Genomic DNA, 26,401 nt, shown 5'->3' on the forward strand with positions numbered 1-26,401 from the left:
TCGAATGAAGCCACAACAACTAATGACAATGCAATTTTAATGCGTCACCCCTGATACCAAGGGTGATCAAGGCTGTTTTCCAAATTGTTTTTTTTATGTCCTAATGGGATTTTACGGTTCCACTTAAAAATCAAGTAAAACTTTTACCCGGCAGCCAAAGCCTGTCCGAACTGGTATGCTATTTCGCCGGCCATATAAATAATAATAGACAGGCAAAATAAAATCACTAATGCTTTTTCCGCATTCGTCTCTTTTCTAAAAATACACCGCTTCATACGTTTCTTTTTTAATCGTTAAATATTCATGGATGCAAAATTAAACAGAAGATTTCAATTATCCAATTGCCCGAAAAGGCGATAAGTGACCGGAGAGGAAAATCGGTCCCTCTCCAGTCAAAAACATCACTTCCTGTCTTGCCGAATAAACCCTGAAATCAGCGGAAAAGTGGTACACTTTCACAAAATAAAAATCAGAGTCAAATAAGCATACTTAAAATCAACAGGATCAGCGAACATGCCAACAATGCATATTTTATTTTTTTATTCTTGCATCGTATAGCCAATACAAGAACGCATAAGGCAATAGCTATAAATAACATCTCTTATGAGTTTATCACGTATGATATCCAGAAACCAGCTCCCACCACAGGACAGAGAAATGTGAGAGTATTCCCAATTAACATTGTTTTCTGGGATATGCCACCATTAATATCCAGAATTTCATTTTCTTCTAATTCTATACACTTCCAGTCTTCAAAATTAATCATCTTCTTCATAGTTTTCTTCCTTTATGACTATTAACGATTTCTTCTGTCTGCTTCAGCACAATCCTTCCCCATCTGATATCCTATGGTAAATAGGGCAGCACACACAGCAATTACTTCAATAATCAGTCCGCCATTGACTTCCGCCATTTCACTCTCACTCATCACTTCCACTGCATAAGTGGATTCATTCAAATTGTTTTTCATCTTTTTTTGTTTTAAAAATTAATACGGTTATCTTTCATTCTCACAATCCCGGCATTTCACTCTTCCTTTATTTATAGCCGGCAAAAAAATAAAACCAAAGAGCTCAATTGCGTTTGACCGGAGAAATCCATTTCTAAAATTCATACCGCAAAGGTAACGTTGCTTTTTCCACCCCTGTGTTAACGCTATGTTATCTTTACGTTAATTTTTTAGGGACATAAATTCTGACAAAATCTCCATTTACAATAATATATTCCCAGTCTCCTCCTTCAATCATTTCCATCTCACGGTTTGTCAGACAGGTCAGGTACCCATCCGGTACTTGCGCCATCGCATTCTTTTTTGCGAAGCCCTTTCTGCATACATTAAATACATTCTTTTTCATATCGATCCTTTTTTAATTGTTTTTGATACGGCAAAGGTACGGCTTCCGAAATTCACGCTATGTTAACGTTACGTTATCCAAGGTTATGGGAAGGTTATTTTTTTTGCTCGAAAATTTGTTCGATTTAAAAAAAGTTTTTTTACCTTTGTCTCATTGATTAAAACCATAACATGGTATCATGAATACAAGGAGACCTAAGATTGTAACTGCTGCATCGTTGTTTGTATTGTTCTGTTTGCAAACAATGTGGTCAGTTTATACGTATCACATGCAGTATAGGCAGTTGGAAGAAAGATGCAATGTGGTTTTCGTTGCCTCTACGTTTAAAGATATTATGAGACGTACAAAGGGAACGATTCCTGAAGGAACGAGGATTGTTGCAGGCAAAGTGAGTGAAGACGGAAAAGATGATTATGTTCCTTTTCAAGAAATCCTTATCAAGTATAATGCCCCCATTTCACTGACACAGTTCGATTCGATTTACCGTGCTGATCTGATTGCCGAAAATATCCATACAAAAACGATTATCAATAAAATCAATCTGCGTACGGGCGAAGTGTTGGAGAGTACCGACCCTACGTTTCGCGCATGGTGGGGCACGGTCGAGACGGAGCCCGCGCTCCTCCGCCGAGACAGCACCGAAGCAATTCGCGCCGTTATCGTTTCGCCTCACAAAAATGTGTTCAGCCGGCTGGGGCTTCTTTTCATCGGCTCGTTAGTCTCCATGTTTTTTGTGGGGTGGGGCATCGCTTATCAGGTCAAAATTATCCTACTCCAAAACCGGATTGCCGAGTTGCGCAAAAATTTCTCGAATGCGATGGTGCATGATATGAAAACACCGCTGAACACCATCCTGATGGGAGCGAGGATCCTGAGTAGCGGTAAGATCGACCACGATACGGAGAAGAAAAAGAAACATTTCGACATCATAGAAGACAAATGTCATCATCTGCTTTCGTTGAGTGACAAAGTACTGACGCTTGCGAAAATAGAAGAAGACAAACTGATACTCGACCGTACCGAAGTGCCGTTGAAGCCGCTGATCGACGAACTGGGCCGCAACCTCTTGATCCGAACGGACAAACAGATTACGTTCGAAGTACATTGTCCAGAAACGGAGCAGGTCTATGCCGATCCGATGCATTTGCGTGAGATTATCAGCAACCTGATCGACAACGCCGTCAAATATTCCGGAGCCTCGGTACATATCAATCTGTCGTGCCAGACCACTCCGAATGAGAAAAGAATCAGCGTTTCGGACAACGGATTCGGCATCCCGCTAAAAGATCAGGCGTTGATTTTTGAAAAGTTTGAACGCGCCTCGGCCGCCAACAAACGTTCGCTGCGCGGAGGAGCGACCGGCTTCGGGCTGGGGCTGACCTACGTGCAGCAAGTCATGCAGGCACACGGCGGAAGCATAGAAGTAGAAAGCATCGAAGGGCAAGGGAGTGAATTTACACTGATTTTCCCTCTTCTGATGCAAGAAATATCCTTTCAATTAACCCCCGAAACAACATGATTAAACTTTTACTGATCGAAGACGACGCCCAGCTGCTCTACATGGTGCGTAGTGGACTGGAGGATATGATTGGCGGCTACGAAGTCCTCACGGCCGTGAACGGTAAAGAGGGATTGCAGCAATGGAAAAAACAGACGCCGGATATGATCGTCTCCGATATTGAAATGCCCGTGATGAACGGCTTCGAAATGGTCTCGAAAATTCGCCAGACAGACGGCCGGACACCGATTATTTTCGCTACAGGTCTTCTTTCTCCGAAAGATTTAATACACGGCTATCAGGTCGGCGCCAATAATTACATCAAGAAACCGTATACTCCGGAAGAACTTAACGAACATATCCAAGCGTTGCTCAGGACGCAGAACAGCGAACGGGCCCAAGATACTACATTACAGTTTACGCTGGGCAGCTTCCGGTTCGACGCGTCGAAGTCGGAACTGCATGACAAGAACGGGAAAACGATTTCGCTCAGCCCGCGCGAAACGCAGATCCTGCAACTCTTATGCGAGCACCGGAACGAAATCGTCAGACGCGAAGCCATTCTCGAACGATTCTGGCCGGAAGCCGATTATTTCACCTCGCGCAGTCTCGACGTATTCGTTACACAATTGCGCAACTACCTTGCCGAAGACGAACACGTTTCCATCGTAACCGTGCGAGGAGTCGGACTCAAGTTGATGTACTGAAGGCAACCGAAAATGTACCAAAATATTCGTTTCCGCTCCGTTGTTGCACAACAATGAGTTTTAAACAGCGTGAGTTCGATCTAAGCGGTCATCCATCTTGAGTTATCCATAATCTCCTGATAGAGGTTTATGGATGGTTTCTTCTCAAAGAAAAAGTAAGCCACCAAAGTCGATAATATTTGTAATTATTACCGTCCGCTAAACCATCATTATCTACTCCCAACTCGCTACCTATTACGTGTTGGGATTATTTCTGCTTGCAGATAAGCCCCCTTATGTCAAATTCTCTTCTTCCGGAGGTTCTTCGGCTGTTTGTTTTAGGAGTAATTTCAAGTCTTCGTCAGGTCGTTCGAGGAACGTATCCATATTGATGTAGTACATCAGGACGATTCTTACCATCGTAGCTAATCCCGAGAAGTTCCAAGGGCGTGTAAGTCGTCTTTGCAGAGGAGTGTCAGCCCTAAATTTATACGGTAGAAAAAGGTTTTAGCGGACAGCAATATTTGATTTTAAGAAACAGACACTTCTCCCTCCTATGGCAGATAAGGCTCTTTACCCAATGTGCCAATTTTTTGGGCACACCCTCTTAACATAACACAACGACGGCTAAGCCAACCACAAGCTCGGCTACTTTACCACGTTTTGTTTTTCATAAGCTCTTCAAAGAAGGCATCCCGGTAGGAATTGCCGATCGCTATCTCATATTTCTTTATAAACACATCGTTGTTGTCGAACGAATCGATACGATTCCGGTTCACGATATACGAACGGTTGATTCTCAGGAAGACGTTCTTAGGCAACAAGTCGTGTATCGTCTTCACATTCATGCGGGTGATGATGCGCTGCCCCTCCATCTGGATGATGACATAATCTTTCAGGCCTTCGATAAAAAGAATCTCTTTCAGGTTGACTTTGAAATACCGCCTGTCGGATTTCACGAAGATGCATTCGTCTTCCACGTTCTCCACGCTCTTTTTTTCTTCGTCGAGGAGTAAGGAGTGATACGTAATCGCCTTATCCACCGCTTTTCTGAACTTGGAGGCGTCGATCGGTTTCACGAGGTAATCAACGGCATCCACCTCATAGCTGTCGAGCGCATATTCCAGATAGGCGGTGGTGAAAATAACAAGCGTATGTCTGGGGATGCTCCGGGCGAATTCGATTCCGTTGATGCCCGGCATCTGAATATCCAGAAAAATCAGATCGACCTCCGTTGTTTGCAGATACTCCGAGGCCGTTTCGGCACAGTTGAAGCACTCCAGCAGCTCCAGTTGCGGAATCTGATCGACCAGTTTTTTTATTCCCTTGCGAGCGATCGGCTCGTCATCTACGATAATACATTTCATCTGTTTAATTGTAACTTTACGGTATACGTTGTCTCTGTTTCTACGATCTCGAGCAGATGGCTGTTTTCGAACAACAAATCGAGGCGGCGCCGGATATTCGCCAAGCCCAATCCGCCCACGTCGCGTTTCGCAGGTTTGGAGGGTTTGGAGTTCTCGCATTCAAAAAACAGCCGCTGCCCTTCCTTCCGGAATTCGAGGTGCACATACGAGCGATTCACGTCCTGATTATGCTTAACGGCATTCTCCACGAACGGAATAAAGAGCAAAGGCGGCACTTCCGTCTCTTCCATATCGCCCTCTATCGCAACCGTATATTCAAAATCGTCGCGACGCACTTTTTCCAACGCCAGAAAATCGGTCAGAAAAGCGATGTCGGCCGACAGAAGCACTCGGTCTTGTGTGCTGTCGTTGAATTGATACTGCAACATCCGGTCGAGTTTGTCTAAAATATGGGACGTGATTTCCGGATCTTCGTCCACCATGATATTCGCATTGTTGATCATATTGAAGAGGAAATGCGGATTGATCTGGCTTTTAAGAAAATTCAGTTCCGAGCGGAAAGTAGCGACTTGCAAACTGTTGATCTTCCGGTTGCCGATGGCCCATTGCCGAAACAGCATAAACATTGATATCCCTCCCAGAAAAAGGAAGATCGCGCACATGGAAGAGGCGATACTCAGAAAAACGGCGATGGCGGAAGGCGTTTGACGCATGACCGTTATGTCGTAAAATAAATCCTGCAAGATGACCATGATCACGATGGAGAAGACAGTAAACAGAAAGACCGACACCACATAAGCGAACACTTTGTTTTTTGCCAGATACCGCGGAAACAGCACATATACATTGACATATACCAGCATATTGAGGAACAGGTAATAACTGATCCAGCCGTAGAAGCGGTTCAGGGAAAGGTTCAGCCTGTCCGGGGCATCGAAAAAGATGCCGACGGATATGGCCAGAATAACGCCTTGCAAGACAAGATGCCGGTGGATCGCATATTGGTCATCCATCACGAACGAAGACAGAGCGTTGCCGTTTTTTTCTTTGCTTGGTTTCATAGCGATAAATCGATGGTAAGCGTTATCGTTCCCTCGCTCAATTGCAAGGTATGTCTATCGGGATACTGCAACTCCAGCCGCTGCCTGATCGACGAAAGAGTATCGCCATCGCATATCTCCTTATGATCAGTCCGGCACGTAAAAAGCAGCGTCTCATCCCGCAGTCTGAAAAGCAGCTCCACCGAACGGCTACCGGCAATGACACATTGAACGAGCGACAGAAAGAGCATGGGCGAAACAAACCTGTTACTCACCTCTCCGTCCGTCCGGATCCGGTATTCAAACGCGGGACGGTTCGACCGCTCCAATTCAAACATCACAGTCAGCACCTGAATTTCCGATTTCAGCAATATCCTGTCCCGATGGCAGTCGTAGAGCTGGTACCTTAATAATTGTCCCAGCTGCATCAACATCTTCGATGTGTTTTGCGGCTGCGATGCGGCCAATGAGGAAGCATTCCGGAGCGTCTGCGATAGAAAGGCAGGAGCGATCTGACCTTTCAACTTATTCAGTTCCGACCGCACATGCTCCCGTTCCATCCGGCTAACTTCTTCGTTGCCTTTGATCCATTTCCCGAAAAACAGCATCACGGAGGTCCCGCAAAAACAGATGGCTGTAACCACCGACGTCGACAGGTTGTCGACCACAATCAGCGGATGGGTATAGGACGTAATCCGATGCGGTAGATTCAACATATTGCGCACCCCGTATTCGCTCCAGACAGACAAAGTGGGCAATACAAGCACGATGACGCACAGGGCGATGGCATAAGCCGTATGTTTTCCCTTCAACAGGAATTTGGGCGCCAGATAGAAGTAATTGAAATACATCGCCATCAGGCAGGTCATGCACGAGATCAGACAAACCAGATAGATGCGATTGCCTAAAACGGACAGACTGTCCCGATACGCGATAAACACCTGATTAAACGTAATAACCGCCCAGAGCATGATAAAAATCACATGCCTCCCGATCCGGTAGTTCGGGGCAAACAGAAACCGGAGCATGAAATGATGTTCTCTCGTTCGTGTCATTCGTACAAATATCGTATGGACAAAGATACGTTAAAATTCAAGTCTGTACGTAATGTCGAAGATGGAATTTTTCAATCGTCTGGGCTCTATCGCTCCCGTTTTCAGGTTGTATTCATGTCCGAAATATTCTTTGTATCCGGTCGCGTTCATCCCCTTTACGGCAAATTCGTGAGACACCTTCCTGCGGTTCATCCGGTAGCTGACCGTGTAGTTGGCGAGGAACATGGGCGACAGCTGCTGCGAGTAGGCTTTCGTTTCGTCGTATTGCGTTGCTTTATCGGGATGGCGTAAGGTAGCCTGCTCGTTTACGGGCGAATGCCGTTCGCCTCCCTGCAACGTCAACCGCAGGTTCACGCTGAGCACGTCCTGCTTATGGCGTCCTATCATCCACTCCTTACCGATCAACCCGTTGACGATATAGTTGCGGTTGAACTTCGTATGGTGCCATATCCCGTCGCCGCCGGCGTATTCCGAACGGAAGAGGGAGGCCGTTACAATGTAATACAGTCCCCGGGTCATATACTTTTCGAACGTCAGATCGACCCCGTAGTTGCGTCCTTTCCCGGTATTCACGAGGGCATCTTCCACATAAAAGGTGCTGCGGTTGAGCACGGAATAGGAGCTGTCGGCAATAACCGGCACATCGTACAGGTACTGGAAGTAAGGCTCAATTTTCAAATTCATATCGTCCGACAGCTTGTGGCTGTACGACAAGGCGAGATGATGCGTTTTCGTAAAGTCCAATGCTTTATTTACGAGTTTGTCGCCCGCTTCCTTTTTCTTTACAAAATAGACGTCCAACTTCTCCATTCGGCTATGCAATCCGTAAGCCAGTCCGAACGAGCTTCGGGGCGAAACCTGCCATTTGATGGCGGCACGCGGTTCGATCGTCCACGTATGATTCAGCGTAAAGAGTTGCCCGTTCACTCCCAAAGTGGCGGATAACCGATCGTTGATGCGGAACAGAGAGCTGGTATAAGCCGCTATCAGGTTGGTATTTCCTTTGCCCTCCGATATGCGGTGCATGGGTTGGGCGTAGAAAGGCGACAAGTCGAAATCCATATCATACATCATGTGCGTTACCGTAAAGCCCGTTTTATTCGTGTGCCTGGGACTGTATTTCTTATTGAACGAAGAGGTAAGGACAAGGTGCGTATATTGACTTCTGAAATCGAGGCGCGGCGAAGACTTCATCTGCGAATCGTAGATGCTTTCCCATGCGTTTGTTTTGGCATAGGTAGCGGCCAAGGTCGTTTTCCATACGCCTCCGTTTTTGAAAGCATAACGATGGGTCAGCCCCGCGGCGGCCGACGTCTGCTTCATCCTCGAATCTTTCGCATCGTCCGCATAATCCCATTTGTCGGGAGTGTTGATCTTGGGTTTGACTTTGTCGACCAATGTCGTTCCCCAAAGCGAGAACGTGCCGGCTTTTTCGGTCGGAAGGTTGAACTTGAAATTTAAATCCTGATAATCCAGCACCTGTTCCTGCTCGCCGGCAGGATTTACCTTGTTCATCAATCCGGTCGTCGAGTAGCGGTAGTTAAACAGGTATGAGGCTTCCCGCTTTTTGCTCAACGGCCCTTCCGAAGCGACATCGAGGCCCAATATGCCCGCTTGCAGGGTATGTTGGAACTTTTGGCTGTTTCCGTTCCTCAGTTTCATATCGAAAATGCCCGAAACCGCGTTGTTGTATTCGGCAGGAAAGGCGCCCGTATAAAAATCGGAATTTCCCAATACGTTCTTGCTTAACGACGACAAGACCCCACCGCCCAACGAAGCCACATCGGCAAAGTGGTTGGGATTCGGAATCTCCACCTCTTCCAACCGCCATTGAAGCAGACTCGGCGCATTGCCGTGCACGGAGATACCGTTGCTGCTTACCGCAGACGATATTCCGGCATAAGAACTGACCAAACGCGCGGGATCGTCCATGCCGCCCGCAAAACGGCCGGCCTCCTCCACGCTCAGCATACGCGCCCCCGACAAGGCCATCTTATTCAACGGTACTTCTTTATGAATGCGAGGCTGGATGACCACTTCGTCCAGTTGCAAGACGCTTTCGCGCAGTTGAATCTCCAAATACACCTCTTTGGCCGATGTCAACAGGATTTCCCGAAAAACAGCCGGCTCGTATCCTAAGAAACTTGCCTGCAAATCATGACGACCCACCGGGATATGCTTTATTTCGAACCGGCCTTCGTTATCGGTGGCCGCTCCCATTTGAGGCATATTCAGCAAGCCCACGGTAGCGTAGGCGATGGGCGCTCCCGAAGCGTAATCGACGACAACGCCACGGATCGTTTGTACGGGTTTATCCTCCTGTGCATACATCTTTGCGGAGCATACGATACCCCAAATTACGAATAGGAATACATTCAAATGTCTCATCTTTCTAAGGTTTTATATGTTACGATTATGTATGTCTGAAGAAATCGACCAGCCGAACGAAGATGCGGTATTGGAACCTCGCGCTTCTCGAGGTCTCCAACCGATGATTCAGCAGATCGGACAACGCCTTCAATACGCGTTGTGTCTCCTCCGTACCTGTTTCGGACAAACAGGCAACCTTCCGGACCAAAGCGGACGTTTCTTCTTCGACCTGCTTCTCCCGCATCCTTTTCAGCCGATCGGTCAACCGGTAGATATGATCGAAAAACAGGGTTATTCCGCCGGCGTTTTCCATCTCGTGCATCGACACCACTTCCAAAGAGTCCAGAATACGGACGCATGTTCCGGTTGCTATCCCGGTGCCGTTCGAAACGGCTTGTACAGTTTCTCTTTTGTTCATTGCTTCCTTCTTTTAGGTTCATTTTCCATTTACGATCACAAAGATAGTCTGCCCGGCAAGGCCGTTTGATTTTAAGAGACAAACCCCCTCCCCGCTGCGACGGATAAGACTCTTTCATATACCAAATTTAATCTCTAACTTTGTCGGACAAAAACAAGGAATAACCGTGGAGATAGGAAGATATAACACGTTACGTGTCGTAAAGAAAGTGGCGTTCGGCGTATATCTGGACGGAGGCGATCAGCATGAAATCCTCCTGCCGAAGCGTTTTGTGCCCGAAGGGTTGGACATCGACGACGAGATCGAAGTATTCATTTACCACGATAACGAAGGGCGTCTGATTGCTACCACGCAGCGTCCGCTGGCCACCGTCGGCGAGTTTCAGTGGATGAAGGCGAATCAGGTGACAAATGCCGGTGCCTTCCTCGAGTGGGGGCTGATGAAAGAACTCCTCGTGCCTTATCGGGAGCAGAAAGCCGAGATGATCGCCGGACGGTGGTATCTGGTCTACGTCTACCTCGATTTCATTACCCAACGTGTAGTGGCCTCGGCGCGTATCGACAAGTTCCTCGATAATCTGCCGCCACGTTACGAATACAATCAGGAGGTTGATCTCATCGTGGCCGACGAGACCGAGCTTGGCTACAAGGTCATCATCAACCATCTGCACTGGGGACTACTCTACCGCAACGAGGTCTTCCGTACCCTCCGCAAGGGTGAGAAAACGAAAGGCTATATCAAAGAAGTGCGTGAAGACGACAAGATCGACGTGAGTCTTCAGCCTCTTGGCTACGATAAGGTAGAAGGTATCGCCCAACAGATTCTCCGGGCGTTGGAGCAAAACAACGGTACCTTGCCGCTGCACGATAAAAGCGATGCCGACGAAATCTACGCCCTCTTGGGATGCAGCAAGAAGAGCTTTAAAAAAGCCATCGGAGCTCTCTACAAGCAACAGCTCATTACCCTCGACGAAAACGGGATCACACAACGAACAAGGATAAGTGAAGAGTGAAATATCTCTCAAATATTGCTAAAAACGCGGAATCTACACTTCTGTTCTTAATGTTTTATTGTGTACCTTTGACGGATAAATATGGAAATTATAATTTGAATATGTTCCGATAAAACAATACGATATGATAAAAAAAGGAGATAAGGTACGTTTCTTGAACAGCGTAGGCGGGGGCATCGTCAGAGGTTTTCGCGATAAGCATACCGCGCTGGTGGAAGATGAGAGCGGGTTTGAGTTTCCCGTTTCGGTGAGCGAATGTGTCGTGGTGGATGAAGGCGGAGGCACAGCCCGTCATACTCGCTCCGCAGGCGAAGAACGCTCGTCGGCAGTACAGCCGGTAGAACTACCCGTACGTAAGGAGTCGGAAGAATATCGGGTCGAAGAGACACCCGAAGGCGAACGCCTCAACCTGTCGATCGCTTACTTGCCGGTAGACCCGAAGAACCTCACATCAAGCGGATACGAAGCGTATTTGGTGAACGACAGTAACTACTACCTGTTTTATAATTATATGAATGCCTCGAACCGGAGTTGGACAAGTCGTTCGTCGGGAATCATCGAGCCTAATACACGCATTTTTATGGAGGAGTTCGGTAAGGAGGATTTGAACGATCTGGAACGAGTCTGTGTGCAACTGATTGCCTTCAAGAAGAAGAAACCGTATGCGCTGAAAAATGCGATGTCGGTAGAGCTTCGGCTCGATACGGTCAAGTTCTACAAAATGCACTGCTTCACTCCAAATGATTTCTTCGACGAGGATGCGCTGCTTGTCTCTGTCGTACGGAACGACGTGCCGGAGCGTCCGCTGCTGATTTCCGCCACAGACCTGCAAGAGGCGATGATGCAGAAGAAACGCGACGACCGCCGCAAACCTCAACCGGTATCCAAACCGAAAACACCCGAAAATCCGATACTCGAGATCGACTTGCATATCTCTCAGCTCCTCGACGACACGACGGGCATGAGCGCTTCGGATATGCTCAACTATCAGCTCGATAAGTTTCATGCCGTCATGCAGGAGCATGCCGAGCAGAAGGGGCGGAAGATCGTGTTTATACACGGCAAGGGCGAAGGCGTGTTGCGTGCCGCCATTGAGAAGGAACTGAAAACGCGTTACAAATCGTGCGACTATCAGGATGCTTCGTTTCGTGAATACGGATTCGGGGCTACGATGGTCAAAATACGTTGAGACGATGGGATTGGAGATCGAACGCAAATTTTTGGTGCGGGGCGATTTCGAGCCGATGGTGGCTCGTCGCAGCCGGATCGTGCAGGGCTATCTGTGCTCGGACGAGGTGCGCACGGTGCGAGTACGCATCTGTGGCGACGAGGCTTTCCTGACAATTAAGAGCGCTACGAACGAACGTGGATGGAGCCGCTACGAATTTGAACAGACGATACCGCTCGCCGATGCCGAAGAGCTGCTGACGCTTTGCTGCTCGGGTGTGATCGAGAAGGTGCGGCACTGGATCCCCTTTGCCGGCCATACATGGGAGGTCGATATTTTCTATGGCGACAATGCCGGCCTCGTCATGGCCGAGATCGAGCTGCCTTCGGAAGACGAACCGTTCGAGAAACCCTGCTGGGTGGGCGAAGAAGTCAGTGGTGACCCGCGTTATTATAACGCCATGCTCTCCCGCCACCCTTTCTCGCAGTGGGAAAAGTAGTTGAGATATTGAATTGTTGAGTTGTTTAGTTATTTAATTGTTGGCTGACTGCTGTAAAAGCCCTGAAAGGGCGCATTAATTCAGCCCAATGTGTAGCGAAGCGAAGCGTTGGGAAAACAGGCGACCCCCTCAGCGGAGGGCTGAAAGCCTGACATAATTCAATTGTTAACGGTCAATTGTTATGCGTAGTACACGCCGAATCATGTATTTAGAAAATAACCATCGACAATTAACAATTAACCATTGACAATTAATTCCGGCGGTGAGCCGACGGAGCAGCGAGCAGGGCGAAAGAAAATCAGGCTGTCCGAAGCGAAGCGAGTTACCTGATTTTCCGACCTGCAAGCGTCGCGAAGTCGTGCGAAGCGCCCGAAGCCTTGACTTTCTGGTTACTTTTGGGTCAAGCCAAAAGTAACGGAAAGAGATTCTTCGCTTACGCTCTGAATGACAAGGAACCGAACGCAAATTTCGCAAATGTTGTTCCGGCGGGCGAACACAAGGTTCGCCCCTACATTCATAAACAACTAAACAAATCAACATCCGAAGGACTGACCACTGAATAACCATTGACAATTAACAATTAATTAACGCTGACCGGTGAAACGCTTGCATCTTTGGTCGGAAAAACGTATTTTTGCAGCCGGTTTATTCTGAACGATTTATATTAACAAAGAAACATAAAGATGATTAACTCACAAGACATTAAAAAAGGAACGTGTATCCGCCTCGACGGAAAACTCTATTTTTGTATCGACTTCTTGCACGTAAAGCCCGGAAAAGGCAATACGATCATGCGTACGACGCTGAAAGACGTCGTGAAAGGCAACGTCATCGAACGGCGTTTCAACATCGGCGAGAAGCTGGAAGATGTACGTGTGGAACGGCGCCAGTATCAATACCTTTATCAGGAAGGAGGCGAATATATTTTTATGAATCAGGAAACCTTCGAACAGATACCCATTGCGCATGACCTGATTAATGGGGTCGATTTCATGAAAGAGGGACAGATCGTCGATGTTGTTTCCGATGCTTCGACCGAAACCATTCTTTTTGCCGATATGCCGATCAAGGTGCAATTGGCCGTGACATATACCGAGCCGGGCCTGAGAGGAGATACCGCAACGAACACGCTGAAGCCTGCGAAGGTAGAAACCGGAGCGGAGGTACGCGTGCCGCTGTTTATCAACGAAGGCGATATCATCGAAATCAATACGCAGGAAGGGTCGTATACCGGTCGGGTGAAATAATCGGCACTCCTGCAATCGTTTCGATATAGTACATGTAGTTGGCGATGGACGAGCGACTTCGCATCAAGGAGTTGGCAGCGGAAGACCGCCCGCGCGAGAAGATGCTCCTCAAGGGAGCTTCTTCACTGAGCGATGCGGAGTTGATTGCCATACTGATCGGTTCGGGGAACAGTCAGGAAACGGCTATACAGCTTGCTCAGCACATCCTCAACGGCGTCCGGAATAACCTGAACGCACTCGGTAAACTGACGCTCCGTGAGCTGATGACCTATAAGGGCATTGGCGAAGCAAAGGGGATTACCTTGCTCGCAGCCATGGAGCTCGGGCGAAGAAGGGGATTATCCGAGCTGCCCGAACGTCCCGCGATCCGTTCCAGTCAGGATGCTTTCCGGCTGTTTTATCCCGTGCTGTGCGATCTGCCTCACGAAGAATTGCGGGCAGCATTTATCAGCCGGAGCGGGAAAGTGATTGAGCAGACAGTCATCAGCCGGGGTGGAACGAGCGAAACCGCTGCCGACCTGCGCATCGTGATGAAAGGGGCGATCAGTACGCTGTGCTCCGGTATTGTCCTGTGCCACAATCATCCGTCGGGGAACATACAGCCCAGTCCGCAGGACGACCGGCTTACGGCTCGTTTGCAGAAAGCGGCGCAACTGATGGATATCCGTTTACTCGACCATATCATCATCAGCGACAAATCTTATTATAGCTACGCCGACGAAGGTAAACTTTCCGGCAACCTTCCGGCGTAGAAACCTTTCTCCTTCGGGAAAGAGCGTGAAGGAGAAGTACCGTTAAAATTTAAATACAGGAACAGATGGAAAATGAATTTCTGAAGACGGAAGAAGAAATCGTGAAGATGTTACGAACGGTCTATGATCCGGAAATTCCGGTCAACATCTACGATCTCGGACTGATATACAAAGTAGAGGTGGATGACGGTCGGAACGTGGAGATCGACATGACGTTCACCGCTCCCAACTGCCCGGCGGCCGACTTTATCATCGAAGATGTACGCCAGAAAGTCAGCTCGATCGACGGTGTACGGAACGCACAGATCAACATCGTCTTCGAGCCGGAATGGAATAAGGACATGATGAGCGAAGAGGCCAAACTCGAACTCGGTCTGCTGTAATCTTGCACCGGAAAACCGTGAAGAAGATTTATTTCGCATCCGACGTCCATCTCGGCAACCGCTATTCGAGCGACCCGATGGCGGCGGAGAAACGTCTCGTCCGATGGCTCGACGAGATTAAACACGATGCAGCTGCCGTCTATTTTCTGGGCGATGTCTTCGACTATTGGTACGAATACAAATACGTCGTGCCGCGCGGACACGTGCGTTTTCTCGGTAAGATCGCCGAACTGAGCGATCTCGGTGTCGAAATACATCTCTTTATCGGCAATCACGACATCTGGATGTTCGACTATCTGCCGCAGGAAGTCGGAGCCGTCATACACCGCAAGCCGCTCGATACCGAGCTGTTGGGCAAACGTTTCTTCCTCGCGCACGGCGATGAGGTCGGTTATCAACCTTTTACATATCGCGTTATTCAGCGCATCTTCCGCAATCGGCTGTGTCAGATCCTGTACGCCGCCATCCATCCGCGGTGGACTTTTGGCTTTGCCCGTCGCTGGTCGCTCAGCAGCCGTAAGAGCGGGCTGGCCGCCGAACGACTCGCTGCCGCACAGGCGCGCAATATCCAATCGCTCGAAACCTTCGCGAAAGAATATCTTCCGACGCACCCGGACACGCGTTTCTTCCTCTTCGGTCACCTGCACCTGATGGTCGACAAAGCCATTACCGACCATGCTCGCCTGATGATTCTCGGCGACTGGATGCAATTCTATTCCTATGCCGTCTGGGACGGTCAGCTGCTCGAATTGAAACAGTATTGAGGCATCCCTCTTTTTTCAGTCGGAGGACGTTTGTTTGTGCCTCATGCTATCCGCCTGTTTGACAAAGGGGAAAAGCATGAGGTTATCTTTGGGAACGCTCTATTTTATTGTATTCCTGAAGACTTTCGGTCTGCTTGACGCTTACCTTTTTCCCACCTCTGAAGGAGTAGGACAGCGATATTTGCAGATATTGCTCATTCGTTTGGTTCGCATAGCTCTTCCAGAGTTTAGGCGTATCGGTTTCGATGACACGTCCTTTTCGGAAGAATTTACATTTGAGCCGGCATTCCAGTTTGTCGTTGAAGAACTTTTTGTATACACTGCCGCTCATTTCATATACAGTCCGGTACCGTTCGTTGGTGAATGTAAAAGTCGGTTCGTAATATCCTTCGAGTGTGGCACCCGCGTTTTTGGAGAACGTGAAATGGTTGTTCATCGAAAAGTAATATTTGGACTGGTTGCTCACTTTAAAATCTTCCGTCTCCGAACCGTACAGGGAATACATCGCGTGGGCTTTCAGCTTCCACCATAAAGCGGGTTGGAGGCGTGTCTCCAGATTGATTCCCAGCAATGTTTCGTGATGACCGTTTTTGGGTATCATGTAAGTGAGCTGCGGATTCTCGGGATCCACCCGGGTAGAATGATAAATCGGATTTCGACCATACATATATATTCCGCTGATCGATACTTTGTCAAAAAGTTCTAATCCGGCCATCACCATGCTTTGTTTGGGAGCAATCATATCCGGGTTACCTCTGAGGTATGAGTGTTCGCTCTCATATTTTCGATAAGGGCTTATTGCACTGTACGGTATCTCATCGACACTTCTTTTGTACGACAGCATAAACAGATGTCCTTGGTCGGGATTGATCATGTAGAGCAAATCGGCCGAAGGATAAAGGTCCCAGTCCGAATGTTTGCTGCTTGCTGTCCGGTCGGATGGGTGGTACTCGATGCGGTTTTGCTGTACTCTCAGTCCGATGCCGTACTGGAAATTGTTTTTCTGTCCCTTGAACTCGGAGAAGAAAGCCGGCATCTGTCCGCGTGCCTCGGGTTTTTCGGTGATGTTTCGGAAGTCACGCAGGTCGTAATCCGTACGGATCAACCGGTAGCTCACACCGGTACTCAACGCGTTGCCGGATGTGAAAAGTTTATCGTAAGAGATTTGCGTTTCCATCATCCGGGTGATTTGCCGGGAGCGACTCTCGGTGATTCCGGCGGCGTATTCCTCGCCCAAAATACTGGTCTTCATCCGGTCTTCTTCGTTGTTCTGAAGATAATCGGCCACGACGGCGAGCTCGCTACCATTTTCGTCCGTGACATAATTATATCGGGCCGTAGCCTGATACCGCAGGTAATCGTAGGGTGTTTCGACGGTCGATCGGCTGAGCGTTTTCCGATCGGTCGTGATGGTCTCGCTTCGTACGTCGTTAGTTGGCTTGGCATGGTGGGTGGAAACAAAGAAGGAGGCGCCGAGGGTCTGATTCTCCGTCAGGTCGTATGTAAGACTCAGGCGGTCATGGATATATCTTCCCTGGCTTCGGTATTGCTCGACCGTATTGATCTTCGTGCCCGACTGAAGGAAAAGAGTCTGGTTTTCAATATCCCCGATTGCTTTGGAATCGTTGTAGTAAAGGCTGTTATAAAGACTTAGTTTTTTGTAGCGATAACTGTAGGTAGACGTGAGATGATCGTCGGTGAAACCGTATTTGCTCATAAAAGTCGCTCCTCCGCTTAGTCGTCCGTAGTATCCGCCCTGCGGTTGCTTTTTGAGTTGGATCCGGATAACGGCTCCTTTGATCGAGGCGAACTCTTCACTCCCGGCCAGATAATCGACTTGTACCGTCTGAATCTGCTCTGCCGGAATGGCGGCCAGCTCTTTCTGGTCTTTGATGCGTATGCCGTCCAGATAAATCACGCCGATGTTTTGTCCCAGGACTTTTAAGAGCCCGTTTTCGGTCGTTATACCCGGCAAAAAAGGAAGCAATTCATTCGCCTGCTTGCCCTGAGTCGTTTGCTCACCCTGAAGATTCACCGCATACCCCCCGGGACTTCGCTTTATCCTTCGGGCAGTGACAACCACATCTTCAAGTTGCTGTGCGATGGCGTTTAGCACAATTGTTCCCGGCTCGCCTTTCGACGGATCGATCTCTTTCGTTTCATAACCCAGCATCGAGATTCGCAGAATCGATTGACCGGAATGAGTGGAGGAGAGTATAAATTTGCCTTCGCTGTCGGTGATAGTTCCCGTGATCAAGGTCGTATCGGGCAATCCATACAATGCGACATTCGCAAACTCGACAGGTTGGTTCTGTGTATCGACCACGCGACCGGTGATCTGTGCGGAAAGTGACCATACCATACCGCTCAGCAGAAAAATCAGCATACTTTGAAATGTTCTCATGATGTTTTGACGTTTATGTAAATGAACGAATCGAACTTAATCTTTATTATATACGAGGGAATGAACCGAACAACTTGTTTTCTCTTTTCCCGGTATTTTACTTTATAGACGAGTAGAGCGGATGGAAGGTTACAATAATCGTAATAATATACTCTTGATTTTTTTAACGTGAGAACATCCGTTAGCATGTTCTTTGATTAACCTATGTTTTTCATGGTTATCGGAAACAAAACCAATCGATCTGATTTAATTGCACTTGTGTTTTATCAAGATATCTCAAAACAATCCAGATCATCTTCCTCTTAGTGATTGTAAGAATCGGTTAAATACAGACATGTCCGAAAGGATAATGCGTCCTTCCAATACATCGCCCGGCTGCATGGTGACCGTGGGAGGGAAAGCGATCTGCACTTCGCGCCGGCGACCATCGCTACGTGCCGGGACAGTCGAGATATGCGAGACGGTTGCTTCCGGCGAACCGGACAGCGGGTCATGAATCATTACCCTGTTTCCTGTTTGCATCAATGGAATCCGGTCTTTAGGTACAAGAGCAAGGCCATAGACCGTATCATTCGATTGCTCGATGATGATATGTACCGGAATCGTTTCACGATAGGGGATATACATCGACAGCATGCACAATGCAGCCAGTGTCACGCCGATGATCACCGTGCCATAGCGGAGTAATACAGGGGGGATCTGTCCGATAATGTTACGGACTTTCTCGCTTCGCAATTCAATAGGCTTCCGTTCTTCCATGTTTACTTTCCCAACTCTAACTGGTTACGTACTAATTCATAATACCGTCCTTTCCGGGTGGTCAGTTCGGCATGCGTACCGGTTTCCGCTATTCGTCCACCTTCGAGCACGACAATCCGATCGGCATGCTTGACGGTGCTCAGGCGATGTGCTACCACAACAACCGTCTTGCCTTTGTAAAATTCCGACAGATTCTCTACGATCGCTCGTTCGTTATTCGCATCCAACGCATTCGTGGCCTCATCCAGAAAGACAAACGGCGGGTTCTTGTACACCACTCGCGCGATCAGGATACGTTGTCGCTGTCCCTGACTGACCCCTTGCCCATCCTGCCCGATTTTCGTATTGTATCCCAACGGCAAACCTTCGATATACTCGGCAATATGGGCCGTTTGGGCGGCATGACGCAGACGGTCGGTATCGATCTCATCGTCCGAGACCGCGATATTGCGGGCAATCGTATCCGAAAACAGGTATCCTTCCTGCATCACCGCACCGCATTGCGTGCGCCACCATGCGGGATTGAATTGCGACAGATTCTCACCGCCGACGAGCAGTTCGCCTTCGTTCGGCATGTAGTATCCGAGCAGCAATTTGATCAGGGTCGTTTTGCCGCTTCCGCTGGCCCCCACGATGGCCGTGACCTTCCCCTGCGGGATGTGCAGGTCGATGCCTTTCAGTACATAATCCGGCCGGGCGCCATCGTACCGGAAGCAGACATTACGAATGTGTATATCCGTCTCCACATCACGCGGTAAAGCGGTTATGGAACGGCCCGTGCCTTCGTCGTTCTGCTGCGTATGGATCTCATTCATGCGATCAAGACTGATGCTGACATCTTGCCATTGGTAGATAAAACTCATCAGTTGCTCTACCGGACTGTTGAGCTGTCCGATGATATATTGGATCGAGAGCATCATACCCAAGGTCAGGCTGCCATTGATGACAGCCGTAGCCGCTAATACCGTTACAAGAATGTTCTTCAACTCATTGATAAAGATACCGCCTGCCTCCTGATTCTGCCGCAGGTTGAGCGATTGCATGTTCACATCGAACAGGTCGGCCTGTACGTCTTCCCATTCCCATCGCTTACGCTGCTCACAGCCTTGCAGCTTGATCTCCTGCATACCGGTAATCAATTGGTAAACGACATTACGGTTCATCCCCTGCTGTTCGAACATCTTATAATCGAGCAGACGTCTTTTCTTCAGAAATATCCGTATCCATAACCCATAGAGTATGCTTCCGGTGATGAAAACGGTAAAAATCGGAAGATGGTAGACGAACAGTACGATCGAAAAGATCATAAAGGTAAAGACGGAGAAAACAATCGAGATCGTTTGATTGGTCAGGAAGTTTTCGATGCGCCGATGATCTTCGATGCGTTGCAGCAAGTCGCCTGTAAGCTTGGTATCGAAAAACTTCATCGGTAGCTTCATCAATTTGATAAAGAAATCGGAGATCAGTGAAACGTTGATGCGCGTACTGATGTGCAGCAGAATTTTCCGGCGGATAAAGTCGATGGCTGTACGACTGAAAAGTAACACCATCTGTGCGATCAGCACCAACCAGATAAAGCCGATATCCTTGCCTTGAATCCCCGTATCGACAATGGCCTGTGTGAGGAACGGAAAAATAAGTTGCAGCAGGCTGCCGATAAACAACCCCAACATAAGTTGTCCGAAGAAACGCTTATATTTGATCAAGTATTTCCAGAGGAAGCGGATACGGTTTTCCGAGGGAAGCCTGTCGCCCTCCTGTTCGTAAAATAACTGTGTCGGTTCCAACAGCAAAGCGATGCCTTTCTCTTCGCCTCCGGTGCAGGTACTGATCCAGTGCCGGCAGAACGCTTCACGCGAATAGGTAACGAGCCCCTTGCCCGGATCAGCGACCGAAACGGTGTATTCTTTCTTCTTTTTCCGGATGGCATATACCACGACAAAATGCTCCTGATTCCAATGCACGACGCATGGAAGCAATGCTTTCTCCGCCAACTTGTCGAACGTCAGTCGTCCTCCCACAGTGCGAAAACCGATCTGTTCGGCTGCTTTGCTGATACCTAAGAGCGATACGCCCTCACGCCCGATAAAACATTGCTCGCGCAGATGATCCAGCGTATAATGTCGCCCGTAATGTGCAGCAATCATGGTCAGGCATGCCGGCCCACAATCCATCGCATCGGGTTGTTTGACAAAGGGGAAAAGCATGAGGTTATAACCTGTCTTTTTCTTCTTTTGCTGCCGACTTTCCACGATATTTGAGGCTCTGCTGATTGAAACGATAGATCAGACTAAGAGAAAAATTCCACTGAGAATAGTTCTCGTTTTGGTAGAATGTGAATTTATTGATCTTTGCATGTTCGTAGTAGTTTAATTTCCGTAAAAGATCGTTTGCAGACAGCTTTACATCAAGTCTGTCGTGCAGAAATGATTTTTGCACACTTACGTCTAATGACTGAAACGGATCGAACCGGAAGATTCGCTGACTGCCTCCGCTATTGTAATAATAATTGACAGATGCCGTATAACCTGCAGGTAGTTTGAAATAGTTCCCACATTGGATATAAAAGTTGAGATGGTTATAATGGATTGTTTCTCCAAGGTACACACTGCTGAGATATGGTTGGATCATACCTGCTGATAACGACGGATGCCAGAAGCCGAATGAATGTCGCATGGTTAAGTTGGCTTTCAGGTATTCGGCTTTTTTGAAATTTTGCCATGTACTGACTATGACGGATGGATCAATGGAAGGGCTATCAACAAAGGTATCGGAAATAAAATCATTTGTTTGTGTATAACTTGTCCGAAAGGTTATCCATCGATAACCGAATATCCACTCTAATATATAAGACGTTTGAGGCTTTAGGTTCGGATTTCCTTTCTGATACAGAAAACGGTTCTGGTAATAGGTCCGGCCATTCAGATACGAGAGTGCCGGTCGAGCTGTTTTAGCCGAGAAAGACAGAGAATTACTTATTCCGTTCTTCGTATAAGACAGGGTCGCAGAAGGATAAAATTTACTGTCGGAATCGCTCAGATTGTTCGCGGCTTCATTTAAATCCGTGTGTTTTCTTTGTACATTTTCATAGCGTAGGCCTGCATGAACCGAAAGGGCGTCGTTCTTAAACGTATATTCCATAAACCCTGCATACTTACGTTCATGACTTGTGTAACGGGAATCATTCAGGGCACCTGACAGGATGTCGAGTGTTCCGCTACCGTCGATCGCACTGTATTCCACTCCGCCCGAAAGAGAGTGGTGCTCATTCAGGTTGTCGTTCAGAATAAATTCTGCTGCATAGATATCGTAATCGGAACGAATTCTGGAATCGGTGATATAGGTCTTCTGAGGCATTATTTCTCGAATAGATTGTTCCCGGTTATCACGATAACATACATAGTCCATGTTCAGTGATGACGACAGCCGGTCATTCCATTGAGCATTGTGGAACATGTTGAACTGTACATTGTCTGTTATATCTTTTGTGTCATTCGGGCTTTGGAAAGTGCCGCTTAAGATACGGTTCATTTCGACACTGTTTTGTTCGTGCGTATTAAACCGATTGTCTGTTCTTGAACCAGTGATCTGGAAGCCGGCAATTTGGTTAGGTCTTATTTCATAATCTGTATTGATGCTGTAATTATGTATCTTAGAAACTGGGAGCTGCGTCCTGTCTGTCGTGTATTTTCGGACGGTATCTGCGTGAATCTCTTTGATCAGGTATTGATATGCCTTATTCCGGTAATCATAGAAACTATAATAGGCTGATGCGTTCAGTTTCTCATTTTTGTATCCGATTCTGATATTTTCCCAATGGCTGAACTTTTCGCTTTGTGCCGCATACGCTCCTGCCAAAACTGACCAACCCGACTCTTTTCGGAGTGTATATATTTTAATGACAGCGTTTACATCGGCATCATATGTTGCACCGGGATTTGTAATCAATTCGATTTTCTGTATGTTTTGCACATTAAGCAATCCGATCTCATCCTTGTTTTTCACCTTTCGATTGTTGATGTAATAGACAGGCCGTCCGCTACCAAAGACTTCTATCGTTCCTTTGTTATTGATAAGGCCGGGCACTTTACTTAGGACATCATAGACCGAATGCTCCTTTGCTAGAAGTGTATTCGCAACGGTGGTCGTCAAAATTCCATTCCGGCTACTGATAGCAGGGTGTTCGGCTGTAATCGTTATCTCTTTGATTCCGAAGAATGTTTCGTAAAGAACGATCGGCTGCAACTCCGTACCGTAATCTTCCGATGCGATTTCCCGTCCGAAGTCCTGATATCCCACGAACGAAACTTGTAGCCATACTTTTGATTCAGAATGTCTTGTTGCAAGTGTAAACCGCCCTTCCGTATCAGTAATCGTTCCCATTATCAAGGTCGTATCAGGCAACGCATACAGTGCGACATTCGCGAACTCGAGAGGTTTGTTCTGTGTATCGACCACCCGACCCATGATCTGCTGCTCTTGTGTTTGTTGAACAAAGCATAAAAAGAATGATAGGAAGTATATTACCATAATCAATATATAAATGCAATAATATTTTTTTAAAATAGGGTTACTTAGAATGCTTTATTTCATATAGCATGTCTAGTAGGATGTCTAATTTTTTTGTATCAACAGGACAATTATCAAAGTTCTTACCTGATATTTTATGTTCTAATCTTTGTAGATTGCAACCGCCATCACAAATGGGCAGTAAGATGCATTTTAAACATTTTTTATCGTTAAACATGTCGGTACCTAATATATACTCTGAGATTAGTGTCATATTATATTCATTTGAAAAAATATTTCCAACTACTCGATCTTTTTTTCCTACATCAACCCAACATTTATAAATTTCTCCTTTGGTTCCTATAACGAATGAATTAATTTGAGTTGCAACACATCCTCCTATTTGAGGGGAAGGGAATAAATCAGTATTATTGAGGTTGTATTTTCTGTAAAGTTTTTGAAGATGAAAGGCTTGGTTTTTATTTTTGATACATTCAACTTTACATCCGCTATTGTGTTTATTAACGTATTTCATTTGAACTGAATAATTCTGATTTCCCCACCTTTTGGTCAACATCTCATATAGTAATGGAAAATCTTCCTCATTTTCAATATGAGTGTTCATTCTAATGATAACATGACATTTAGGTATTATTCTGAAAATATTTTCTACATTGTTCAACATCTTGACTTTCAATGATAAATTTTATTTCTTCCATGTCATTTACATTTTAATTTTCTTTTCTACTCGTTTCGCTTTTCGAAATCCGCGTCCATTGTTTGATGCAGTTTTCCGATATGAAGATATCGGTTGGAGATTGCTACACTGCCATACTTCGTTACTGTACTTCGCTTTCAGCAGACATAAGAAACTAGGTGAAATATCTTTTTTACAATTTCTGCAGTGCCTTTTCCGGCTTGTTGGGATTATACATCGTGAAAATCGTGTTTCCTCTGTGTGTTTGTCTCTCTTGCGAGAGCAAACTGTTCTCAGAGTTGTCAAAGTCTATATGCCTTAGGCATTTGGTTCCTTCTAATCCGGCAGTTCCTCAGGCTGCCCTGTTTTCGTGTTCTTGTATTCAAATAACGCACATCTGCTTGTGTCAAACAAGTCTCTGTATGCAAATGCAAGTGATCACTATCGGCTTTTACCTTTTTAAAGAGTCCGCAGTGAGAGGGTACCTATGTTCTTCCATGATTTCCTTTCGTTCGGTTTTTACACCAGTCGAAGAGATCATATATCTTAATTACAAAGAAATATCATGAATCGGATTTGTGCAAATTATCTGCGTTAAAAAACATAATAAAATAATTTTCTTATGGGATTATGGTCAGGCACGCCGGCTCGCAATCCATCGCATCGGGTTGTTTGACAAAGGGGAAAAGCATGAGGTTATCTTTGGGAACGCTCTATTTTGTTGTATTCTTAAAGACTTTCGGTCTGCTTGACGCTTACCTTTTTCCCACCTCTGAAGGAGTAGGACAGCGATATTTGCAGATATTGCTCATTCGTTTGGTTCGCATAGCTCTTCCAGAGTTTAGGCGTATCGGTTTCGATGACACGTCCTTTTCGGAAGAATTTACATTTGAGCCGGCATTCCAGTTTGTCGTTGAAGAACTTTTTGTATACACTGCCGCTCATTTCATATACAGTCCGGTACCGTTCGTTGGTGAATGTAAAAGTCGGTTCATAATATCCTTCGAGTGTGGCACCCGCGTTTTTGGAGAACGTGAGAGTGTTCGCTCTCGTATTTTCGATAAGGGCTTATCGCACTGTACGGTATCTCATCGACACTTCTTTTGTACGACAGCATAAACAGATGTCCTTGGTCGGGATTGATCATGTAGAGCAAATCGGCCGAAGGATAAAGGTCCCAGTCCGAATGTTTGCTGCTTGCTGTCCGGTCGGATGGGTGGTACTCGATGCGGTTTTGCTGTACTCTCAGTCCGATGCCGTACTGGAAATTGTTTTTCTGTCCCTTGAACTCGGAGAAGAAAGCCGGCATCTGTCCGCGTGCCTCGGGTTTTTCGGTGATGTTTCGGAAGTCACGCAGGTCGTAATCCGTACGGATCAACCGGTAGCTCACACCGGTACTCAACGCGTTGCCGGATGTGAAATGCCGGTATTTTTTCAAGCGGCACAATGTATTCCAACTGTTGCAGGGTTGTATTTATAGATTCTATTGATACAGGGATAGAAAAAATCAATGCGCTCTATAGCAATTAATCGTGTATCTTTGTACCGTAAAAAAATCAATAAGTAAAAAATGTGTCATCAATAAAAAATTAGAACAATGGAAAATCAAGTAAATGCAATGCCGAGAATTGGCGATTTGGCACCTGAATTTCAGGCAACTACAACACAGGGTGAGATCAATTTTCCCAATGACTTCAGTGGAAAATGGAAAATTTTGTTCAGCCACCCTGCAGACTTTACACCGGTTTGCACATCGGAGTTCATGACTTTTGCCTCCATGCAAGAGGAGTTTGACAGGCTCAACTGCCAGCTGGTCGGTCTTTCTGTTGACGGGCTGCACAGCCACATCGCTTGGCTCCGCACCATTCACGATAAGATTGACTGGAAGGGCTTTAAGAATTTGGAAGTGAAATTTCCGTTGATTGTCGACATCACCATGGATGTGGCCAACCTGTATGGTATGATTCAGCCGGGTGAAGCCAGCACTGCAGCCGTGCGTGCGGTGTTCTTCATCGATCCCAGCAACAAGATCCGCACCATCATGTACTATCCGCTCTCTCTCGGACGTAACTTCGATGAAATCAAGCGTGTGCTTATCGGGCTTCAGACTGTTGATAACTTTGGGGTGGCACTTCCTGCCGACTGGCGTCCGGGTGATGAAGTCATCGTTCCGCCGGCGGGTTCGTGCGGTGTCGCCAAATCGCGTATGGCAGGCGAAGACAAGGAGATGCACTGCTACGACTGGTTCTTCTGCACTAAGAAAATCTCCAAAGAACAAGTGGAAGAGAAACTTGGCAAGTAATTGTCAGTAAAACAATTTTTTTTTTAGGGAAAACGGAGGCGCATGCGCTTCCGTTTTTTTTGTGGCTGTCGGGGATATGGGATTGGGGATTTTTGATGTGATGATTAGCAGATGAG

General features: G+C 47.0%; 27 protein-coding genes. 10 read left to right on the top strand and 17 right to left on the bottom strand.

Features of this window, described 5'->3' with window-relative positions; genetic code table 11:
- Positions 1 to 143 precede the first annotated feature (143 nt).
- The 4 genes from ACTTKA_RS08200 to ACTTKA_RS08215 all read right to left on the bottom strand — a co-directional run bounded on the left by ACTTKA_RS08200 (position 144) and on the right by ACTTKA_RS08215 (position 1,355).
- Positions 144 to 275 carry a hypothetical protein gene (locus ACTTKA_RS08200; protein ID WP_442724652.1) on the bottom strand — a complete coding sequence of 44 codons (132 nt, stop codon included), beginning with the start codon at positions 273 to 275 and terminating at the stop codon, positions 144 to 146.
- A gap of 326 nt (positions 276 to 601) precedes the next feature.
- Complete coding sequence (locus tag ACTTKA_RS08205) at positions 602 to 775, bottom strand: hypothetical protein (protein ID WP_442724653.1); 174 nt, start codon at positions 773 to 775, stop codon at positions 602 to 604.
- Between the two features lie 21 nt (positions 776 to 796).
- A complete protein-coding gene (locus ACTTKA_RS08210; RefSeq protein WP_442724654.1) occupies positions 797 to 970 on the bottom strand; it encodes a hypothetical protein in 174 nt (57 codons plus the stop codon).
- A gap of 196 nt (positions 971 to 1,166) precedes the next feature.
- Entirely contained in the window at positions 1,167 to 1,355 is a 189-nt protein-coding gene (locus tag ACTTKA_RS08215) for a hypothetical protein (RefSeq protein WP_442724655.1), read from the bottom strand.
- Between the two features lie 334 nt (positions 1,356 to 1,689).
- On the opposite strand from ACTTKA_RS08215, the gene ACTTKA_RS08220 reads away from it, so the two are divergent.
- Entirely contained in the window at positions 1,690 to 2,874 is a 1,185-nt protein-coding gene (locus ACTTKA_RS08220; RefSeq protein WP_442724656.1) for a sensor histidine kinase, read from the top strand.
- A complete protein-coding gene (locus tag ACTTKA_RS08225) occupies positions 2,871 to 3,560 on the top strand; it encodes a response regulator transcription factor (RefSeq protein ID WP_442724657.1) in 690 nt (229 codons plus the stop codon). Before ACTTKA_RS08220 ends, ACTTKA_RS08225 begins: the two co-directional genes overlap by 4 nt.
- 273 nt (positions 3,561 to 3,833) lie before the next feature.
- Here the strand turns inward: ACTTKA_RS08225 and ACTTKA_RS08230 are convergent, their stop codons facing one another.
- From ACTTKA_RS08230 to ACTTKA_RS08255, 6 genes are all read right to left on the bottom strand, one after another.
- On the bottom strand, positions 3,834 to 3,959 hold the full coding sequence (locus ACTTKA_RS08230) for a hypothetical protein (protein WP_442714568.1): 126 nt from the start codon (positions 3,957 to 3,959) through the stop codon (positions 3,834 to 3,836).
- 233 nt (positions 3,960 to 4,192) lie between these two features.
- Complete coding sequence (locus ACTTKA_RS08235) at positions 4,193 to 4,906, bottom strand: LytR/AlgR family response regulator transcription factor (protein ID WP_442714569.1); 714 nt, start codon at positions 4,904 to 4,906, stop codon at positions 4,193 to 4,195.
- Positions 4,903 to 5,967: a sensor histidine kinase gene (locus ACTTKA_RS08240; RefSeq protein ID WP_442724658.1), complete on the bottom strand. Its 1,065-nt coding sequence runs from the start codon at positions 5,965 to 5,967 to the stop codon at positions 4,903 to 4,905. The genes ACTTKA_RS08235 and ACTTKA_RS08240 overlap by 4 nt, the downstream gene beginning before the upstream one ends.
- The gene (locus tag ACTTKA_RS08245) at positions 5,964 to 7,001 is read right to left on the bottom strand and encodes a histidine kinase (RefSeq protein WP_442724659.1); all 1,038 of its coding nucleotides are present in this window, start codon (positions 6,999 to 7,001) and stop codon (positions 5,964 to 5,966) included. The genes ACTTKA_RS08240 and ACTTKA_RS08245 overlap by 4 nt, the downstream gene beginning before the upstream one ends.
- Before the next feature lie 30 nt (positions 7,002 to 7,031).
- Complete coding sequence (locus tag ACTTKA_RS08250; RefSeq protein WP_442724660.1) at positions 7,032 to 9,389, bottom strand: TonB-dependent receptor; 2,358 nt, start codon at positions 9,387 to 9,389, stop codon at positions 7,032 to 7,034.
- Between the two features lie 25 nt (positions 9,390 to 9,414).
- Complete coding sequence (locus ACTTKA_RS08255) at positions 9,415 to 9,789, bottom strand: hypothetical protein (protein WP_442724661.1); 375 nt, start codon at positions 9,787 to 9,789, stop codon at positions 9,415 to 9,417.
- 166 nt (positions 9,790 to 9,955) lie between these two features.
- On the opposite strand from ACTTKA_RS08255, the gene ACTTKA_RS08260 reads away from it, so the two are divergent.
- The 7 genes from ACTTKA_RS08260 to ACTTKA_RS08290 all read left to right on the top strand — a co-directional run bounded on the left by ACTTKA_RS08260 (position 9,956) and on the right by ACTTKA_RS08290 (position 15,614).
- Positions 9,956 to 10,801 carry a CvfB family protein gene (locus ACTTKA_RS08260; RefSeq protein WP_442724662.1) on the top strand — a complete coding sequence of 282 codons (846 nt, stop codon included), beginning with the start codon at positions 9,956 to 9,958 and terminating at the stop codon, positions 10,799 to 10,801.
- A gap of 124 nt (positions 10,802 to 10,925) precedes the next feature.
- A complete protein-coding gene (locus tag ACTTKA_RS08265) occupies positions 10,926 to 11,990 on the top strand; it encodes a DUF2027 domain-containing protein (RefSeq protein WP_442724663.1) in 1,065 nt (354 codons plus the stop codon).
- A 4-nt stretch (positions 11,991 to 11,994) separates the two neighbouring features.
- Positions 11,995 to 12,468 carry a CYTH domain-containing protein gene (locus tag ACTTKA_RS08270; protein WP_442714576.1) on the top strand — a complete coding sequence of 158 codons (474 nt, stop codon included), beginning with the start codon at positions 11,995 to 11,997 and terminating at the stop codon, positions 12,466 to 12,468.
- A 683-nt stretch (positions 12,469 to 13,151) separates the two neighbouring features.
- On the top strand, positions 13,152 to 13,715 hold the full coding sequence (gene efp / locus ACTTKA_RS08275) for an elongation factor P (RefSeq protein ID WP_014224790.1): 564 nt from the start codon (positions 13,152 to 13,154) through the stop codon (positions 13,713 to 13,715).
- Positions 13,716 to 13,759: 44 nt separating this feature from the next.
- Entirely contained in the window at positions 13,760 to 14,467 is a 708-nt protein-coding gene (radC, locus tag ACTTKA_RS08280; RefSeq protein ID WP_442724664.1) for a RadC family protein, read from the top strand.
- 65 nt (positions 14,468 to 14,532) lie between these two features.
- Complete coding sequence (locus tag ACTTKA_RS08285) at positions 14,533 to 14,850, top strand: metal-sulfur cluster assembly factor (protein ID WP_014224788.1); 318 nt, start codon at positions 14,533 to 14,535, stop codon at positions 14,848 to 14,850.
- Between the two features lie 77 nt (positions 14,851 to 14,927).
- Complete coding sequence (locus tag ACTTKA_RS08290; protein ID WP_442724681.1) at positions 14,928 to 15,614, top strand: UDP-2,3-diacylglucosamine diphosphatase; 687 nt, start codon at positions 14,928 to 14,930, stop codon at positions 15,612 to 15,614.
- Positions 15,615 to 15,696: 82 nt separating this feature from the next.
- On the opposite strand, the gene ACTTKA_RS08295 is transcribed toward ACTTKA_RS08290, so the two are convergent.
- The 7 genes from ACTTKA_RS08295 to ACTTKA_RS08325 form a co-directional block, all read right to left on the bottom strand.
- Complete coding sequence (locus ACTTKA_RS08295; RefSeq protein ID WP_442724665.1) at positions 15,697 to 18,018, bottom strand: outer membrane beta-barrel protein; 2,322 nt, start codon at positions 18,016 to 18,018, stop codon at positions 15,697 to 15,699.
- 291 nt (positions 18,019 to 18,309) lie between these two features.
- Positions 18,310 to 18,777 carry a hypothetical protein gene (locus ACTTKA_RS08300; protein ID WP_442724666.1) on the bottom strand — a complete coding sequence of 156 codons (468 nt, stop codon included), beginning with the start codon at positions 18,775 to 18,777 and terminating at the stop codon, positions 18,310 to 18,312.
- 2 nt (positions 18,778 to 18,779) lie between these two features.
- Positions 18,780 to 20,984, bottom strand: a complete 2,205-nt coding sequence (locus ACTTKA_RS08305; RefSeq protein ID WP_442724682.1) for a peptidase domain-containing ABC transporter — start codon at positions 20,982 to 20,984, stop codon at positions 18,780 to 18,782.
- A 4-nt stretch (positions 20,985 to 20,988) separates the two neighbouring features.
- Positions 20,989 to 23,244 (bottom strand): TonB-dependent receptor domain-containing protein, encoded by a 2,256-nt coding sequence (locus ACTTKA_RS08310; protein ID WP_442724667.1) that lies wholly within the window; start codon positions 23,242 to 23,244, stop codon positions 20,989 to 20,991.
- Positions 23,245 to 23,347: 103 nt separating this feature from the next.
- Positions 23,348 to 23,971 carry an SPASM domain-containing protein gene (locus tag ACTTKA_RS08315; RefSeq protein WP_442724668.1) on the bottom strand — a complete coding sequence of 208 codons (624 nt, stop codon included), beginning with the start codon at positions 23,969 to 23,971 and terminating at the stop codon, positions 23,348 to 23,350.
- Positions 23,972 to 24,712: 741 nt separating this feature from the next.
- Complete coding sequence (locus ACTTKA_RS08320) at positions 24,713 to 25,045, bottom strand: outer membrane beta-barrel protein (RefSeq protein ID WP_442724683.1); 333 nt, start codon at positions 25,043 to 25,045, stop codon at positions 24,713 to 24,715.
- Positions 24,975 to 25,421 carry an outer membrane beta-barrel protein gene (locus ACTTKA_RS08325; RefSeq protein WP_442724669.1) on the bottom strand — a complete coding sequence of 149 codons (447 nt, stop codon included), beginning with the start codon at positions 25,419 to 25,421 and terminating at the stop codon, positions 24,975 to 24,977. Before ACTTKA_RS08325 ends, ACTTKA_RS08320 begins: the two co-directional genes overlap by 71 nt.
- Before the next feature lie 159 nt (positions 25,422 to 25,580).
- Here ACTTKA_RS08325 and ACTTKA_RS08330 point away from each other — a divergent pair, with 159 nt between their 5' ends.
- The gene (locus tag ACTTKA_RS08330) at positions 25,581 to 26,285 is read left to right on the top strand and encodes a peroxiredoxin (RefSeq protein ID WP_442724670.1); all 705 of its coding nucleotides are present in this window, start codon (positions 25,581 to 25,583) and stop codon (positions 26,283 to 26,285) included.
- Positions 26,286 to 26,401: the final 116 nt, after the last annotated feature.

Source organism: Tannerella sp., assembly GCF_052170195.1.
GTDB lineage: Bacteria > Bacteroidota > Bacteroidia > Bacteroidales > Tannerellaceae > Tannerella.